We start from the raw sequence: 15,447 nt of genomic DNA, 5'->3' as shown, positions 1-15,447 counted from the left end.
TTTATTATCAAAGCTTTATATCAACAAATAATTGTCATACCATTTATTAAAATTATTAATTTTTTTAATAATATCAGTTAATGGGGTTGACTATTTATTCACAAATGGTCGATTTTTATACTTATTACGTAAATTTAATTTCAAATTAAGCAAAAAAATCTGTTATCAACGATAGATTTCTCTATCATCAACAACAGATTTTATGGACCAATCAACTAACAAACTTACAAAATTTTTTACACTATTTTAGTATTAATAAATCATTAACCAGATTTTACGGTGCATCGGTCAATGTCCATTCGATTTCTCCTACATATTTTCCTGCTTTAAGTGAGGCATTGCTACCATTAAGGTTAACAATTATTCCCTGTTTAGCATCCCAAGTCACATCTTGAGCCGTTTCTGTCTTACCCGATCCAACAATGACACCACCGCTATCTAAATCCGTGACAACATTATTTTTATCAATATATTCCAAAACACCAGTTAACGTGTTAGAACCCGACGTTAGATCTTTTGAAACCTTTGCGGATAAATTCCAACCTTGTTTACCCATGTTAGATATCGATACTTTGGCCGTACTATTATCCTGACGTTGCAGGTTAAAGTTTTCTGAACTGTAGGGTAACATCACTCCGTCTGTTGCCCCATAATTCATCGCGTCAGGTGCCGCAGCAATTTTTAAGCCACCTGCGATGGTAATCGTAATTGTAATTTTTTTACCATTCGCATTTGTAATCGTCGCTGTCTGATCACCACCCGAAGTTGTCGTTAATGTTGTTGACTCAACGCTAACTTTAGATTCATTTCCGGTTGCAATCATCCAACCTTTAGCTTCACTATTCTTTAAAATAAACGCATCTAGTGCGGCCTTGTTCGTTAACCCTGAGATAGCATCACTCGTCGTGCTAAAACTATGTGCGTAAACCGCGGAGTCTTTATCAACGACTGTATTATCATCCGTGACGTTCACAGGTACGGGAATGTTAACAACTTCTTTAGGCGAAGTTGTTATATCCGTCAATGTCATATCCTGGATATAGAAGCCGGGAACTTTATTATTAAGTGGTTTACCCGACGGATTTTTACTATCAACTGTTAGCGTATGACGGTTTGAGTTCATAATCGTTATATTTGTTACTAACTTAGATTCATCCGTTGAAACCGTCTCACCCGTTTTAATTGTTTGCATAATAGGTGTTGCACCTAATTTAAATAGGTTAACGGTAACTGTTACAGGCGTATCCTGTTCAAAATCATTTTCATCAACAGCCGCAACAATGATTTTATTTGAGCCAACTTTTAACTTAGACACATCAATTGCCGCAGAATAATCGATAGACTTACCAACCGTAGTCGTATCATACTTATTATCCGACATTGAAGACATTGAACCATCTTCATACGTCAATTTAATACGACCTTTAGTACTATCTACATCAGAAACCTTGCCTTTAATTGTTAGCGCATCTTTTTGATCTGCATAGGCATTAATAGTTGGCGATGTTACCGTCGCAACAGGCGGAACGCTCGGAGTTACCTCTTTATAGCTTAAGTAAGATCCATTAGTAAGCGTTTCTCCTGGTGCCAACATTTTAGAATTAGTCTTAATGACGAACCCACTATCTCTGTCACTATTATTAATTCCCGTAAGTGTTTTAGTAGGATCTTTAATATCGTAAATACCGATATTAGTTCCAGCCGCATAATTCTCCATCCCCGTCCCAGATACCCCACCGTTGAAATATTGGCCCACATTCGCCACATTCAAAAGTTTCTTTGGATAACTTCTTGTACTGTTGATGTTTCCAGCCGTATAATTTGTCCATCCACCCAATTTAGCATTGGTATTTGGGTCTCTCAGACTAAAGTTCAATGTATGCGCAGTCCCCACCATTTTGAATCCATTACCGGGTCCCAGACTGTTAACAGGAACCGCGTCATTATCAACGTAGGTATCAACACCTTCTACCGCTCCGATAGATTGACTACTTGTGTCACTATTAGTAATACTGAAATAACTGTATAAACCACCATTTGCATCGTACATTTCTTCAAATGTATAACTCAACTTATATACCGTATCGTACATTATTGCTTTAAAGCCGGTACCGGCTTTATTTTTATATAAATGATACCCATTAATTTTATTACTTGCCGATGGTCTTCTACCCACAGCGGACTCAATCGTACTAATTGTGGGAGAAGATAGCCCCACCGCATACCCACGATCAGCTGGTATTGCATTGTTGATTATGATGCCATAATATTTTTTGGGGTCAGGATTTTTAGTAGTATCAGTTGTATAAACCCAACTAGACGCGTTCGTCGTTCTGTCATATGCTTTATTATTTGTTAATGAGCTGGGCTGAAACGCAAACGCAGAGTTTCCAAAATATAAAACAGGTTCATCGTCTCTACCTTGTACTCCTGACGGAGAAACGTACGCAGACGCTGATGAATTAGCGTAATCTGTACTAGTATCCCAATCCGTATTAATTACTCGAGTTGTTGGTCCCGTGTACCCGGTGACAGATACTGCTGCCTTAGCTTTGACCGCAGTTGCCTTGTTCACTTTAGCAATTGAAGAATCTTCTTTTGTCTTAGTCGTATCATCTTTTACAACGGGAACATTTTTATCTTCCGTTACAGTTGTTTCTTTGTTCGTTACAATAGAAGAATCTTCCTTTGCTTTTTGAGCATCAACATCTTCCGTAATTTTTTCAAATCCACTTTTTGTGTCGTTAGTTAATTGACTTGGTTCTTGCGTTGAAATTACTGAATCATCACGACTTACGGCTTTCACGATAGATCCAGCTGGCATCATCCCTGTCAAAATAATCCCCGTCATCAATATGGTTGTTGCCCATCTTTTTTTACTACTGTTATTCCCTTTCATCGTTTAGCCCCCCTAAACTGTCACTTCTCATTCTAAGACTGATCGTCTTAATTCAACTCTTTCAATATCATCAAAATACGGTTTAATTACTCTCCACCGCATCTTCCCCTAATATTTCAATCGTTAATCTTCATTTAAGCTAATTTCTACAACATTTATCTTAATCACGTAGGTTTTATATCTATCGTCAATCCCATTAACAATACGTATGAAAAATGCTTACATTATTATGTTAATTCCTGTTACATATCCATTCTGTTTCACAGAATTACATCGTGTAATCTACAACCGAATAGTAACACTACACTTTTTCTTTTTCAAATAAGACGGCCTCAACAAGCATACCTTATCTTTTTTATACATTTTAATGGAATATACGCATAAATTAATGTATATTAAGCTATATTTTCCTGCACCTAATTGATTTATTTTACCTTTTCAACGGCTAAAATAAAACTTTATCATTTAGGTTCTTTCATTTGACCTTTTTTGACCAAGAAGGTAAAATTACTTTATGTTAGATTAAACAACAAATTTGGAGGTTTTTAATTATGAATGTAGTTCCTACAGTTATTGAACAATCTGCTGGTGGCGAACGCGCCTATGACATTTATTCTCGTCTATTAAAAGACAGAATTATTATGCTTTCTGGTGAAGTTAATGACGATATGGCAAATGCGATTATCGCTCAATTACTTTTCTTAGATGCTCAAGACTCAGAAAAAGATATTTCAATTTACATTAACTCACCCGGTGGTTCCGTTTCTGCCGGTTTAGCAATCTACGATACGATGAACTTCATTAATGCTGATGTTCAAACAATCGTTATGGGTATGGCCGCTTCAATGGCTAGTGTCTTAGCTACTGCTGGTACAAAGGGCAAACGTTTTGCCTTACCTAACTCAGAAATTATGATTCATCAACCACTTGGTGGCGCTCAAGGTCAAGCAACAGAAATTGAAATTGCTGCTGCACACATCTTAAAGACAAGAACATTAATCAACAAGATTTTGGCTGATGCAACTGGTCAAGATATTGAAATTCTTAACAAAGATACAGATCGTGATAACTACATGACTGCTGAACAAGCAAAAGAATATGGTTTGATTGATGAAATTATGACTAACAAAAAGGGTCTTAAATAATTTTTGCCGCTTCAAAGGCACTGACAAGTTGATTGTCGGTGCCTTTTTTTTGAGCGAAAAATTACTCGTATTGTCCTATCTTATGCTATACTGACGCTATAAAACGAAGGTAGGAATGATAAAAATGGATATTTCAATTATTGATGCATCAAAAGTAAAACGTGATCTTGGTCTCGTGATTGGTGATCCGAATGCGCCAAAAACGGTTGTGGAATTTATTAATGTCCGTTGCCCTTACTCTAAGGAATGGTTTGAAAAATCTAAAGAAACTTTAGATGGGTATATTGCGGATGGTAAAGTTAAACGTGTTATCAAACTCTTTGATAAAGAAAAAGAATCTTTACAACGAGGCAATATTGCACATCATTACCTACCACTAAATGATTCACAAAAATCATATGATTTAATTACCGAGTTATTCAAAACGCAAGAAACTTGGAAAGACCTCACGCTTGAAGAAGTAGCTACTTATATGGAAGAAACGTTTAATTTAACTGATGTCTCAGACAAGGTAGCTATTGACGCTATTATTAATGAAGCGAATGCTGCACATATCCAATTCGTTCCAACCGTAATTGTTGATGATCATATCTTTGATGAATCAATTGATTTATCAACATTAAAGTCATATTTAGATAACTAAGTCACAAAAAAATCAGATAATCGTAACAACTGAAATCTCAGTTATTATGATTATCTGATTTTTATCGTTCATTAACCTTTTAATCCCTTAGCTTGTCTGACCATGTCTTCAACAACAATATCAAAGATATCCCCAAGACTGGCACAATATTCTAGTATTTTCCATGGATAATTTGTATGGAAGTGTAACTTCATTAGGTCTGTGTCACCGGCAATCATCAGACTATCACCCTCAAATTGACGGACAATCTCATCATACAAACGATCCTCATCTAGCGTACTACCCTCAAGCAATAATTGTACATCATATTTAAATTCAATCATGAAACCCACCCTTTCAAGACATCAATTTATTTTTCACCAATTCGAACTTTTTCAGCAAACTCATTAATTTTTCGTAATCGATGATTAATCCCCGACTTTGAAATTGGACCCCCTGGCACCAAGTCACCCAGCTCTTTCAAGCTAACTTCTTGGTGTACCAATCGGGTTTCAGCAACTTCTTTTAATTTAGAGGGCAGCTGACCTAACCCAACAGAATGCGCGATAAATTCGATATTCGCAATTTGTTTATTTGCGGCATCAGCAACCTTATTCATGTTTGCCGTTTCACAGTTAACCATGCGATTCACCGAGTTACGCATATCACGGACAATTCTGATATCTTCAAACTTCAACATAGCCGTCGTTGCACCAATCAAGGATAAGAAATCGGCAATTTTTTCTGCTTCTTTCAAATAAACGATGTAGCCACTCCGGCGTTCAGTCATTCGCGCATTGAAACCGAATTTATTGATCATCTCGCAAATAGTTTGGTTATGTTCTTCATAAACAGAATAAATTTCTAAATGATAACGGCTGGTTTCAGGATTATTAACTGAGCCACCTGCCAAGAATGCGCCCCGTAAATATGAACGCATCATCATATCATCATGTGACAGTAAATCAGTTGGTACACCCATCTTAAGTTGCATATCTTCAATGATATCCAAATCTTTTAAGACGAAGTCACTCCCTGTTTTCAATCGCACGATATAAATATTATTCTTTTTTAATTTCATTTTACGGCGTACTAGCAATTCACTCGTAATATCATAAAATTCATTCAAAAGTTCATAGATTCGTCGCGCAATTGCGGGATTTTCAGTCTGAACATTTAAAACAAATTGATGATTAATAATACTCAAAGAGCCGTTCATTCGAATCAACGCCATCAATTCTGCTTTGGCATTGTTTCTCCGGACTTTGAGAGTTGTTAATTCTTTTTTTACTTCACTTGCATATGACATTTATTCACCTTATCTTCGTGCTAACTATGCTCTCTGTGTCTTAATTCATGATTTGGTCGACCAACTAAGCCCATTAATTCCTCAACAACCTTGTTGCCATCATGGAAGACACCTTGATTTTTTAATTTCAGGAAATTCGATGAAATAACACGGCAGTGTTGTTCCCTTAATCCGTTAAAATCGTGTTCAACTTGAACCAAGTTCTCATCATATTTTTCTTTGTCCATGTAACCTTCCGGTACTTGTGCCGTATTTACAAGGACTGTATTTACGAAACATTGACCAAGATGCGCATTCAAAATTCGAACGTGATCCGCATCCGTAAAGTGTTCTGTTTCGCCTTTTTGTGTCATAATATTACAAATATAAACAACTTCAGCCTTCGTTTCAGCTAGGGCTTTACCCACATTACCAATAACTAAGTTCGGTAAAATACTTGTGAATAAACTACCAGGTCCAAGTACAATCTGGTCTGCACCCAAAATTGCCTCAACTACTTCTGGTACGGCAGCTGGCATTTCAGCTTCATTTTTTTCATTTGACGTAACCCAAACACGTTTAATTGATTTTCTGGCAGCCGTGATTTCGGCTTCACCGGCTAAAAAAGTGCCATCAGAAAATTCCGCATTTAAAACTAATGGTTCATCGGCAACTGGAAAGACGTGTCCATCCACTCGCATCATTTCTGATAATTCTTGCACAGAGGCGAAAACCCCTTTTTTCATTTCGGCCAATGCGGCAATAATTAAATTACCAATTGCGTGACCGGCAAAGAATCTATCCGATGTATCAAATCGATATTGGAAAATGTCCAAATAAATTTCTGGCAATTCAGACAGGGCCGCAAGAACGTTACGAATATCACCAGGCGGCACAACATTCACGTAATCTCTGATAATGCCGGACGAACCGCCATCATCAGCTACCGTTACAACAGCCGTAATATCAGCATTTTTTTCTCTTAAACTTTTTAAAATGACTGGTAGTCCAGTTCCGCCACCAATCACAACAATTTTGGGCCTATGTCCATTTTTTGTCATGACCTATTCACCGATTCCTTACTTTTATTAATATCTCGATGGGTAACATTCACTGGGTACGTGACCTTTAGCTCTTCACTCAAGCGTTTCGCTAGAGCAACTGAACGATGTTGTCCACCTGTACAACCAATTGCTATTGTTAAATTTGTTTTACCCTCGGCTTCGTAACCGGGTAAAATTGATTCAAGCAATGATTCAAACTTTGTATAAAAACCTTCTGTTGCAGGTTGTTCCATCACATAATCATAAACAGCTTTATCCAAACCAGTCTGTGGTTTTAACTCTGGAATGTAATGTGGATTAGGTAAGAAGCGGACGTCCATTACGATATCTGCATCAATAGGTAATCCATATTTAAACCCAAACGATAAAATCTCAACGTGAAAACTTGCCGTCTCTCTTGTTTCAAAGTTATGGAAAATTTCTTCGCGTAATTGACGTGGTGATAAATCAGTCGTATTAATCACTAATTGCGCTTGTGTCTTAATATCATTTAATAATTCGCGTTCTTTTTCGATACCATCCATCAGACGGCCTTCCATTGCCAACGGATGCGCACGTCTCGTTTCTTTGTATCGTGAAACTAGTTCTGCATCTGATGCATCAAGGAATAAAATCTTAGTCGTCATGAATTCAGTATTATCAAAGCCTGATAACATTTCAATAATTTCATCATAAAAAGCTCGTGATCTTAAATCCATAACCAATGCAATTTTTGAAATCTTACCTGATTCTTTTACTAATTCCCAGAACTTAGGTAATAAAGTTGGTGGTAAATTATCAATACAAAAATAACCAAGATCTTCAAAACTTTGCATTGCGACCGTCTTACCGGCCCCACTCATCCCTGTAATTACAACTAACTCTAACGTATCTGCCATTTTAATTCCTCCAAATCTACTTTTATTAGTATAACATACCTGGTGTTTCTTTTGTATCCGTGTACAAAAAAAGAGTTGTTTCCAACCCTAAATTGTTTCACCAAAGATTTTCATTTTAATTGCTTGTCCTGTTGGTGTACTTGCTAAGCCACCAACACCTGTTTCCCTAAGCGCACTCGGCATCCGTTCACCAATATCTTTCATCGCCATAATCACTTCATCGGCAGGAACCTTATTAGATAACCCCGCCAATGCCATATCAGCAGCCGTTAGTGCATTAACCGCACCAATTGCATTACGCTTAATACACGGAATCTCTACCAAGCCAGCAACTGGATCACAAACTAGGCCCAATAAGTTACTTAATCCCATTGCGAAGGCTTCCGCGCATTGTTCCGGTGTACCACCGGTAATTTCAACCGCAGCTGCAGCCGCCATGGCTGATGCACTCCCAACTTCTGCCTGGCAACCACCCGTTGCACCGGCAATCATCGCGTTATTTGCGACAATCATTCCGAATGCACTAGACGTGAATAAAGCTTGTACCATTTTTTCATGTGATAAGTTCAAGCGTTTTTGAATCATAAAAATAACCCCCGGCAAAGTACCAGATGAACCGGCAGTAGGTGTTGCACAAATAAGTCCCATCGAAGCATTGACTTCATTAGTTGCAATTGCATATTGCATGGCTTCTAAATTAGCATCCCCCGATAACGACTGTCCTTTTTCACGATACTTCCGTAATAAAACGGCATCACCACCTGTTAATCCAGTGGAAGAAGTCACGCCCTCACCGTTAGATCCTCGTTCAATTGCTTGTTTCATAACTTCTAGATTAGTCGACATTTTTTCAATGATAACGGCTCTAGTTTCACCGGATTGTGCCATTTCTTGGTCAATCATCAATTCTGAAATTAATTTATTTTCTTTATTTGCGGTTGAAACTAGTTCAGCAATACTCTTATACAAGATGGAACCTCCTATTTTAAATAGATGAGATTATGGGTCAGTAGCCGAAGTTGTTTAAGTTCAGTTTCAGCAAGATTTTTTGTTAAATCATATTCATATATATACTCGTTTGGTGTTAATTCAGATTCATTTTGGCTAATAATACCTGTTGTCTTTTTAATTTGATTTTGAATTTTATCCTGATTAATTGGATTAGCCTCTAACACTAATATCGGTAAGCCACCCTTTGGGAAAAATTGTTGATTTTTAATCGTGAATGCTCTAATTTCAATCGTCCCACCACCGATTGAACAGCCCATTAATGAGATTTTTTTAGTTTCATTTTCAAGCGTTAGTTCAGCACTATTAGGATGATTAATAGGACTTGGATGGGAATCTTCAATAAATTGAATTTCTATCCCCATTTTTTCAGCAATTTGAATTGCTTGCGGACAGCGAACGTCATCAGGTTCAAAGCCTAGGACACCGGCAACCGTCGCAAAATCTGTTCCATGCCCGCGATGTGTTTTAGCAAATGATTCAAAGTACCGTACTTTTAATTTAGTTATCTGCCCGTTAAACAGTTGGAACCCGACTTTACCAATTCTGGCAGCGCCGGCCGTGTGGGAACTAGATGGTCCTATCATAACTGGTCCAATAATGTCAAAAACGCTCTTATACTTATTGCCCATGGCCAACCGGTCCTCCAATTTATTTCGTTCTTCTTTAAAGTTACCACTTTTTGGATAAAAAGATAATAAAAAAAGACAGATTCTCATCTGTCTTCTCACAATTACTTATTCATTCGTGCACGATCACGTTCTAAAATTGGTTTTAAGTAGTGTCCTGTATAACTTTCAGACACTTCAGCAATTTCTTCCGGTGTTCCAGTGGCGATAATCGTTCCACCACCGTCTCCACCTTCTGGGCCTAAATCAATTAAATGATCAGATGTTTTAATCACATCCAAGTTGTGTTCTATTACTAGTACAGTATTACCTGCATCCACTAGGCGATTCAACACACCAAGTAATCGTTTAATATCATCTGTGTGTAACCCAGTCGTTGGTTCATCCAGAATGTAGAAGCTCTTACCATTTGACTGACGGTGTAATTCAGAAGCCAACTTCATTCGTTGCGCTTCACCACCAGACAAGGTTGTTGCTGATTGGCCTAACGAAACATAACCTAACCCAACATCAACAATTGTTTGTAATTTACGTCTAATCTTAGGAATTGGTTCGAAGAATTTCAAGGCTTCGCCAACTGTTAAATCTAAGATATCCGCAATTGTCTTATTTTTATAAGTCACTTCAAGTGTTTCAGAGTTGTAACGTGCGCCATGACAGATCTCACAAGGAACATAAACATCTGGTAAGAAGTTCATTTCAATTTTAATAATGCCGTCACCTTTACAGGCTTCACAACGGCCACCCTTAACATTAAAACTGAAACGGCCTTTTTTATAACCACGTAATTTAGCTTCATTAGTTTCAGCAAATAAATCACGGATATTATCAAAAACACCCGTATAAGTTGCGGGATTACTTCTTGGTGTTCGGCCAATTGGACTTTGGTCAATATTAATGACACTCTCAACATTTTGAACACCCGAAACTGATTTATATTTACCCGGTTTTTCAGAATTACGGTTTAACTTTTGCGATAAGACTTTCTTCAAAATTCCATTGACTAAAGTTGATTTGCCTGAACCTGAAACCCCTGTTACTGAGATGAATTCACCCAATGGGAAATCAACCGTCACATTCTTCAAGTTATTTTCTTTAGCGCCAGTAATTCGAATCTTCTTACCGTTACCGTCACGTCTTGTTTCAGGTAACGAGATGAATTTTTTACCAGATAAATACTGACCCGTTAAAGATTTACGACTCTTCTTAACTTGGGTTGGCGTTCCGGCAGCAATAATTTCGCCACCTAATTCACCAGCACCAGGGCCCACATCAATTAAGTAATCGGCGGCCATCATAGTATCCTCATCGTGTTCAACCACAATTAACGTATTGCCTAAATCACGCATTTTCTTAAGCGATTCGATCAAGCGATCATTATCTCGTTGATGTAACCCGATTGAAGGTTCATCTAAAATATATAAAACACCTGATAAATTCGAGCCAATTTGTGTGGCTAATCGAATTCGTTGTGCTTCACCACCCGAAAGAGTTCCCGCAGAACGTGACAAAGTTAAATAATTTAACCCAACATTTTCCAAGAAAGTTAAGCGATCACGAATTTCTTTCAAAATAGGTGCCGCAATAACAGTTTCTTTTTCCGATAATTCTACATTTTCAAAGAATGGTAAGCCATCGCCAATTGAAAGTGCAGAAATCTTACCAATATGTTGTCCGTTAACTTGTACGGCTAGCGCTTTACGGTTCAAGCGGTAGCCATGACACGTTTGACAAGTTAAACTTGTCATGTATTTACGCATCTGATCACGTGTAAAATCGCTATTCGTTTCTGTATGGCGACGGCTAATATTTGTAATAACCCCTTCAAATAGCGCATCAACATCACGAATACCACCAAAATCATTGGCATAATGAAAATGGAATTGACGTGTCCCTGAACCATTTAAAACAATATCACGTTGTTCATCCGTTAAGTCTTCAAATGGAACATCCATTGGAATCCCAAAAGCTTCCGCCGCTTGTGCCAACATTGATGGATAATATTGTGAACTAATTGGGTTCCAAGGTTCAATTGCCCCATCAGCTAACGTTTTAGTTGGGTCTGGAACAATTAAATCTTCATCAACCTCTAGCTTCATCCCTAGTCCGTCGCAGGTCTCACAAGCGCCAAATGGTGCATTAAATGAGAACAAGCGTGGTTCTAATTCACCTACCGTGAATCCGCAAATTGGACAGGCATAATGTTCAGAAAATTGAAGTGTCTCACCATCTGTTTCACCGTCAAGAATATCTGCAGTTGCATATCCTGAAGATAATCGTAATGCAGCTTCAAATGAATCAAATAAACGTGATCGAATTCCCTCTTTAACAACAATTCGATCAATCACAATATCGATTGAATGTTTCACGTTCTTTTCTAGTTCAAATGTTTCGTCAATATCGTGTAGTTCACCGTCAACGCGCACACGGACAAACCCTTCACGTTTGATTGTTTCAAAAACCTTTTTGTGTTGCCCTTTTTTATTACGAATAATCGGTGATAAAATTTGTAATTTTGTCCGATCCTCTAATTCTAGAACGCGATCAACCATTTGTTCAACAGATTGACTTGTAATTTCATGACCATCATTTGGACAGATTGGATGTCCTACGCGAGCCCAAAGTAATCTCAAATAATCATTAATTTCAGTGACCGTTCCAACAGTTGATCGTGGATTTTTTGAAGTTGTTTTTTGATCGATCGAAATAGCAGGTGATAACCCATCAATTGAGTCAACATCTGGTTTATCCATCTGACCTAAAAATTGTCGTGCGTATGCTGACAAACTCTCAACATAACGTCGTTGGCCTTCAGCGTATAGCGTATCAAAAGCCAATGAACTTTTTCCTGACCCCGAGAGCCCGGTAATAACAACTAATTTATCTCTTGGGATAGTGACATCCACATTTTTTAAGTTATGCGCACGCGCACCATGAATCACAATTTTATCGTTTTTCAAGAAAAAACCCCCTGTTTATAGCATTTGTGTTTTCAATTCCAATACCGTATCCCGCAATGATGCAGCCGTTTCGAAATCTAGTTTCTTAGCAGCTTCCTTCATTTGTCCTTCTAAACGGTCAACCATATCTTGTTGTTCTTTTTTATCCATATCCAAAAATTCTGTTTCGGTAAATGTTTTAACCGTTCCTGAATTATCTTCAATTTTTGTTGGCGTAATTAATTCGCGAATTGCTTTTTTGATTGTCGTTGGCGTAATACCGTGTTCTTTATTGTATGCCATTTGGATATCACGGCGACGCTGTGTTTCTTCAATCGCGCCTTTCATTGAATCCGTCTCTTTATCAGCGTACATAATAACGCGTCCATTTTCGTTTCGGGCTGCTCGTCCAATTGTTTGAACTAATGAGCGTTCACTACGCAAGAAGCCTTCTTTATCGGCATCCAGGATAGTCACCAACGAAACTTCAGGCACGTCAATACCTTCACGCAACAAGTTAATCCCGATTAAAACGTCGAATGTTCCCAGACGTAAATCGCGAATAATTTTTGTTCGTTCCATTGTTTTAATATCACTATGCAAGTACGCCACTTTCATCCCTAACTCTTTCAAATAATCAGTTAAATCTTCCGACATTTTCTTAGTTAAAGTTGTGACAAAGACCCGTTCATTTCGTTCTATCCTCAAATTAATTTCACCAACTAAATCATCAATTTGACCCATAATTGGTCGAATCTCAATAATCGGATCAAGTAATCCGGTTGGTCGAATAATTTGTTGAACCACATCAGTTGTTCGTTCACTCTCATAAGGACCCGGCGTTGCAGACATATAAATTACTTGATTTACATGACCTTCAAACTCAGCTAACGTTAATGGTCGGTTATCTAAGGCACTAGGTAAGCGGAATCCGTAGTCTACTAACATTTGTTTACGCGCACGATCACCATTGTACATCCCACGGATTTGTGGCATAGTCACATGCGATTCATCAACAACAATTAAGAAATCTTTTGGAAAAAAATCAATTAAAGTATAAGGTGGTTCACCCGGTTTTCGACCATCCATATGACGCGAATAATTTTCGATTCCTGAGGTGTAACCCATTTCACGCAACATTTCTAAATCGTAAGTTGTTCGTTGTTCAATACGTTGCGCTTCTAATAACTTGTCTTCACCTTTTAATTCTTTTAATCGATCAGCAAGTTCTTCTTCAATTCCTTCAATGGCATGGTCCATAACGTCATCATTAGTCATAAAATGCGTTGCGGGGAAAATGGCCATATGTTCAAGTTCACCCATAACTTCACCCGTTAATGAGTCAACTTCACGAATACGATCAATTTCGTCGCCAAAGAACTCTACCCGAACCGCTTTTTGGTCACGAGATGCTGGGAAAATTTCCACGATGTCACCATGTACTCTAAAACGACCACGTTGGAAATCAATATCATTTCGTTCGAATTGAATATCGACTAACTTTCTAAGTAAATCATCACGTTCCATCGTCATTCCCGTTCGTAATGAAATCACGTGATCCCGATATTCCGTTGGATCACCCAATCCAAAGATACTTGAAACGGATGCAACAACAATTACATCGTTACGTTCTAACAATGAACTTGTTGCTGAATGTCGTAATTTATCAATCTCATCATTAATACTTGAATCTTTTTCAATATACGTATCACTTGAAGGTACGTACGCTTCCGGCTGGTAATAATCATAGTAACTCACAAAATATTCAACCGCATTGTTAGGGAAGAATTCTTTTAATTCGCCGTATAATTGCCCAGCTAATGTTTTATTATGTGCCAAGACTAACGTGGGACGATTAACTTCTTTAATCACATTTGAAATTGTAAACGTCTTACCTGTTCCTGTTGCACCTAATAATATTTGTTCTTTTTTACCGTCATTCAACCCATCAACTAACGTTTCAATTGCTTTCGGTTGATCACCAGTTGGTTCGTACTTTGAAACTAAATCAAAAACACCATCATCATGTCTATCAATCAAGTTAATCCCTCCAATACAATCATTTCTAGAAATAAAAAAAGCCCGGAATAACCCACCAGGCTCATTTAACAATGATTATTCTCTATCAATTATATTAGCATACCGAACATACTTTCGCACGTTATCTCGCTTATTTTACTGACTTTTTTAATTAATGAGCTAGAAAAAGGAAGTCCCGCACGCCTACTTCTTGGCATACGTAACTTCCTTCTTTTATTTATTTTTTAATGATATCTAATGTTATTTTTTTAATCTTATCTTTATCTGTAAAATCTTCAGTTAATAACTCTGGTAAGATTTCTTGTAAAATATATTGCACGCTCGCTAAATCTGAGAATTCAAGAATTGTTTTCAAACTTTCTTGGTAAATTTCAGTATAAACCGCTTCAGGATTCCCCTTTTGAATTTCACCGAATGATTCATACAATAAGTCCAATTTATCCGCTACGGACAAAATTTTACCTTCTAAAGTATCATCTTTACCTTCTGATAACCGACGACGATAAGCGTCTTGAAATTCTTCTGGAATTTCATTCACGATAAAGTTCTCCGATAAGGATTCTTCAACATTTGCCAACATCTCTCTCAATGTTGGTGTGGCGTATTTAACTGGTGTTTTAATATCACCAATAAACCGTTCAGTATAATCGTGATTTAACGCTTTTTCGTACAACATTCGCCAGTCGATCTTATTTCCAGCGTTCTCTTCAACGTCGCCTAAAAATTGAGCAGCTTCTGTTACTTTAAATGAATGCTCCGCCACTGAATGTTCTTCATACTTAAAATAGCCTGGTGCCCGTCTCAATGTTTCTAAATTACTTAAACTCTGTAAGTATTGATGCATTCCCATAATTAACAGCTCCCTCGCATTTTTTATCTAAATTTTTACAATCTTACCACAGATGGAAATGATAATTCAAGCGTTACCATTTATT

The 15,447-nt window shown here is 37.5% G+C and carries 12 protein-coding genes; 2 read left to right on the top strand and 10 right to left on the bottom strand.

Going from position 1 to position 15,447, the window contains the following annotated elements; genetic code table 11:
* Positions 1 to 274: 274 nt before the first annotated feature.
* Entirely contained in the window at positions 275 to 2,899 is a 2,625-nt protein-coding gene (locus N0K80_RS00285) for a hypothetical protein (RefSeq protein WP_269023420.1), read from the bottom strand.
* A gap of 551 nt (positions 2,900 to 3,450) precedes the next feature.
* On the opposite strand from N0K80_RS00285, the gene clpP reads away from it, so the two are divergent.
* The gene (gene clpP / locus N0K80_RS00280; RefSeq protein WP_057973705.1) at positions 3,451 to 4,044 is read left to right on the top strand and encodes an ATP-dependent Clp endopeptidase proteolytic subunit ClpP; all 594 of its coding nucleotides are present in this window, start codon (positions 3,451 to 3,453) and stop codon (positions 4,042 to 4,044) included.
* A 124-nt stretch (positions 4,045 to 4,168) separates the two neighbouring features.
* Positions 4,169 to 4,687, top strand: coding sequence for a DsbA family protein (locus N0K80_RS00275; RefSeq protein WP_269023419.1), 519 nt, complete (start codon positions 4,169 to 4,171; stop codon positions 4,685 to 4,687).
* Positions 4,688 to 4,758: 71 nt separating this feature from the next.
* Here the strand turns inward: N0K80_RS00275 and N0K80_RS00270 are convergent, their stop codons facing one another.
* From N0K80_RS00270 to N0K80_RS00230, 9 genes are all read right to left on the bottom strand, one after another.
* The gene (locus N0K80_RS00270; RefSeq protein ID WP_269023418.1) at positions 4,759 to 5,010 is read right to left on the bottom strand and encodes a kinase to dihydroxyacetone kinase; all 252 of its coding nucleotides are present in this window, start codon (positions 5,008 to 5,010) and stop codon (positions 4,759 to 4,761) included.
* A 26-nt stretch (positions 5,011 to 5,036) separates the two neighbouring features.
* A complete protein-coding gene (whiA, locus tag N0K80_RS00265; RefSeq protein ID WP_057973703.1) occupies positions 5,037 to 5,975 on the bottom strand; it encodes a DNA-binding protein WhiA in 939 nt (312 codons plus the stop codon).
* A 20-nt stretch (positions 5,976 to 5,995) separates the two neighbouring features.
* A complete protein-coding gene (locus N0K80_RS00260) occupies positions 5,996 to 7,015 on the bottom strand; it encodes a gluconeogenesis factor YvcK family protein (RefSeq protein ID WP_269023417.1) in 1,020 nt (339 codons plus the stop codon).
* Positions 7,012 to 7,896 carry an RNase adapter RapZ gene (rapZ, locus tag N0K80_RS00255; protein ID WP_146342374.1) on the bottom strand — a complete coding sequence of 295 codons (885 nt, stop codon included), beginning with the start codon at positions 7,894 to 7,896 and terminating at the stop codon, positions 7,012 to 7,014. The genes N0K80_RS00260 and rapZ overlap by 4 nt, the downstream gene beginning before the upstream one ends.
* Before the next feature lie 87 nt (positions 7,897 to 7,983).
* Positions 7,984 to 8,865: an L-serine ammonia-lyase, iron-sulfur-dependent, subunit alpha gene (gene sdaAA, locus N0K80_RS00250; protein WP_269023415.1), complete on the bottom strand. Its 882-nt coding sequence runs from the start codon at positions 8,863 to 8,865 to the stop codon at positions 7,984 to 7,986.
* A gap of 11 nt (positions 8,866 to 8,876) precedes the next feature.
* A complete protein-coding gene (locus N0K80_RS00245; RefSeq protein WP_269023414.1) occupies positions 8,877 to 9,536 on the bottom strand; it encodes a serine dehydratase beta chain in 660 nt (219 codons plus the stop codon).
* Positions 9,537 to 9,637: 101 nt separating this feature from the next.
* Positions 9,638 to 12,493 carry an excinuclease ABC subunit UvrA gene (gene uvrA / locus N0K80_RS00240; RefSeq protein WP_269023413.1) on the bottom strand — a complete coding sequence of 952 codons (2,856 nt, stop codon included), beginning with the start codon at positions 12,491 to 12,493 and terminating at the stop codon, positions 9,638 to 9,640.
* Positions 12,494 to 12,508: 15 nt separating this feature from the next.
* Positions 12,509 to 14,512: an excinuclease ABC subunit UvrB gene (gene uvrB / locus N0K80_RS00235; protein ID WP_057973697.1), complete on the bottom strand. Its 2,004-nt coding sequence runs from the start codon at positions 14,510 to 14,512 to the stop codon at positions 12,509 to 12,511.
* A gap of 217 nt (positions 14,513 to 14,729) precedes the next feature.
* Positions 14,730 to 15,362, bottom strand: a complete 633-nt coding sequence (locus N0K80_RS00230) for a YfbR-like 5'-deoxynucleotidase (protein WP_057973696.1) — start codon at positions 15,360 to 15,362, stop codon at positions 14,730 to 14,732.
* Positions 15,363 to 15,447 lie beyond the last annotated feature (85 nt).

It is taken from the genome of Dellaglioa carnosa (genome assembly GCF_026948345.1).
Taxonomy (GTDB): domain Bacteria; phylum Bacillota; class Bacilli; order Lactobacillales; family Lactobacillaceae; genus Dellaglioa; species Dellaglioa algida.
Note: the sequence above shows the minus strand (reverse complement) of the source record. Positions and strands in the feature narration are given on the sequence as shown.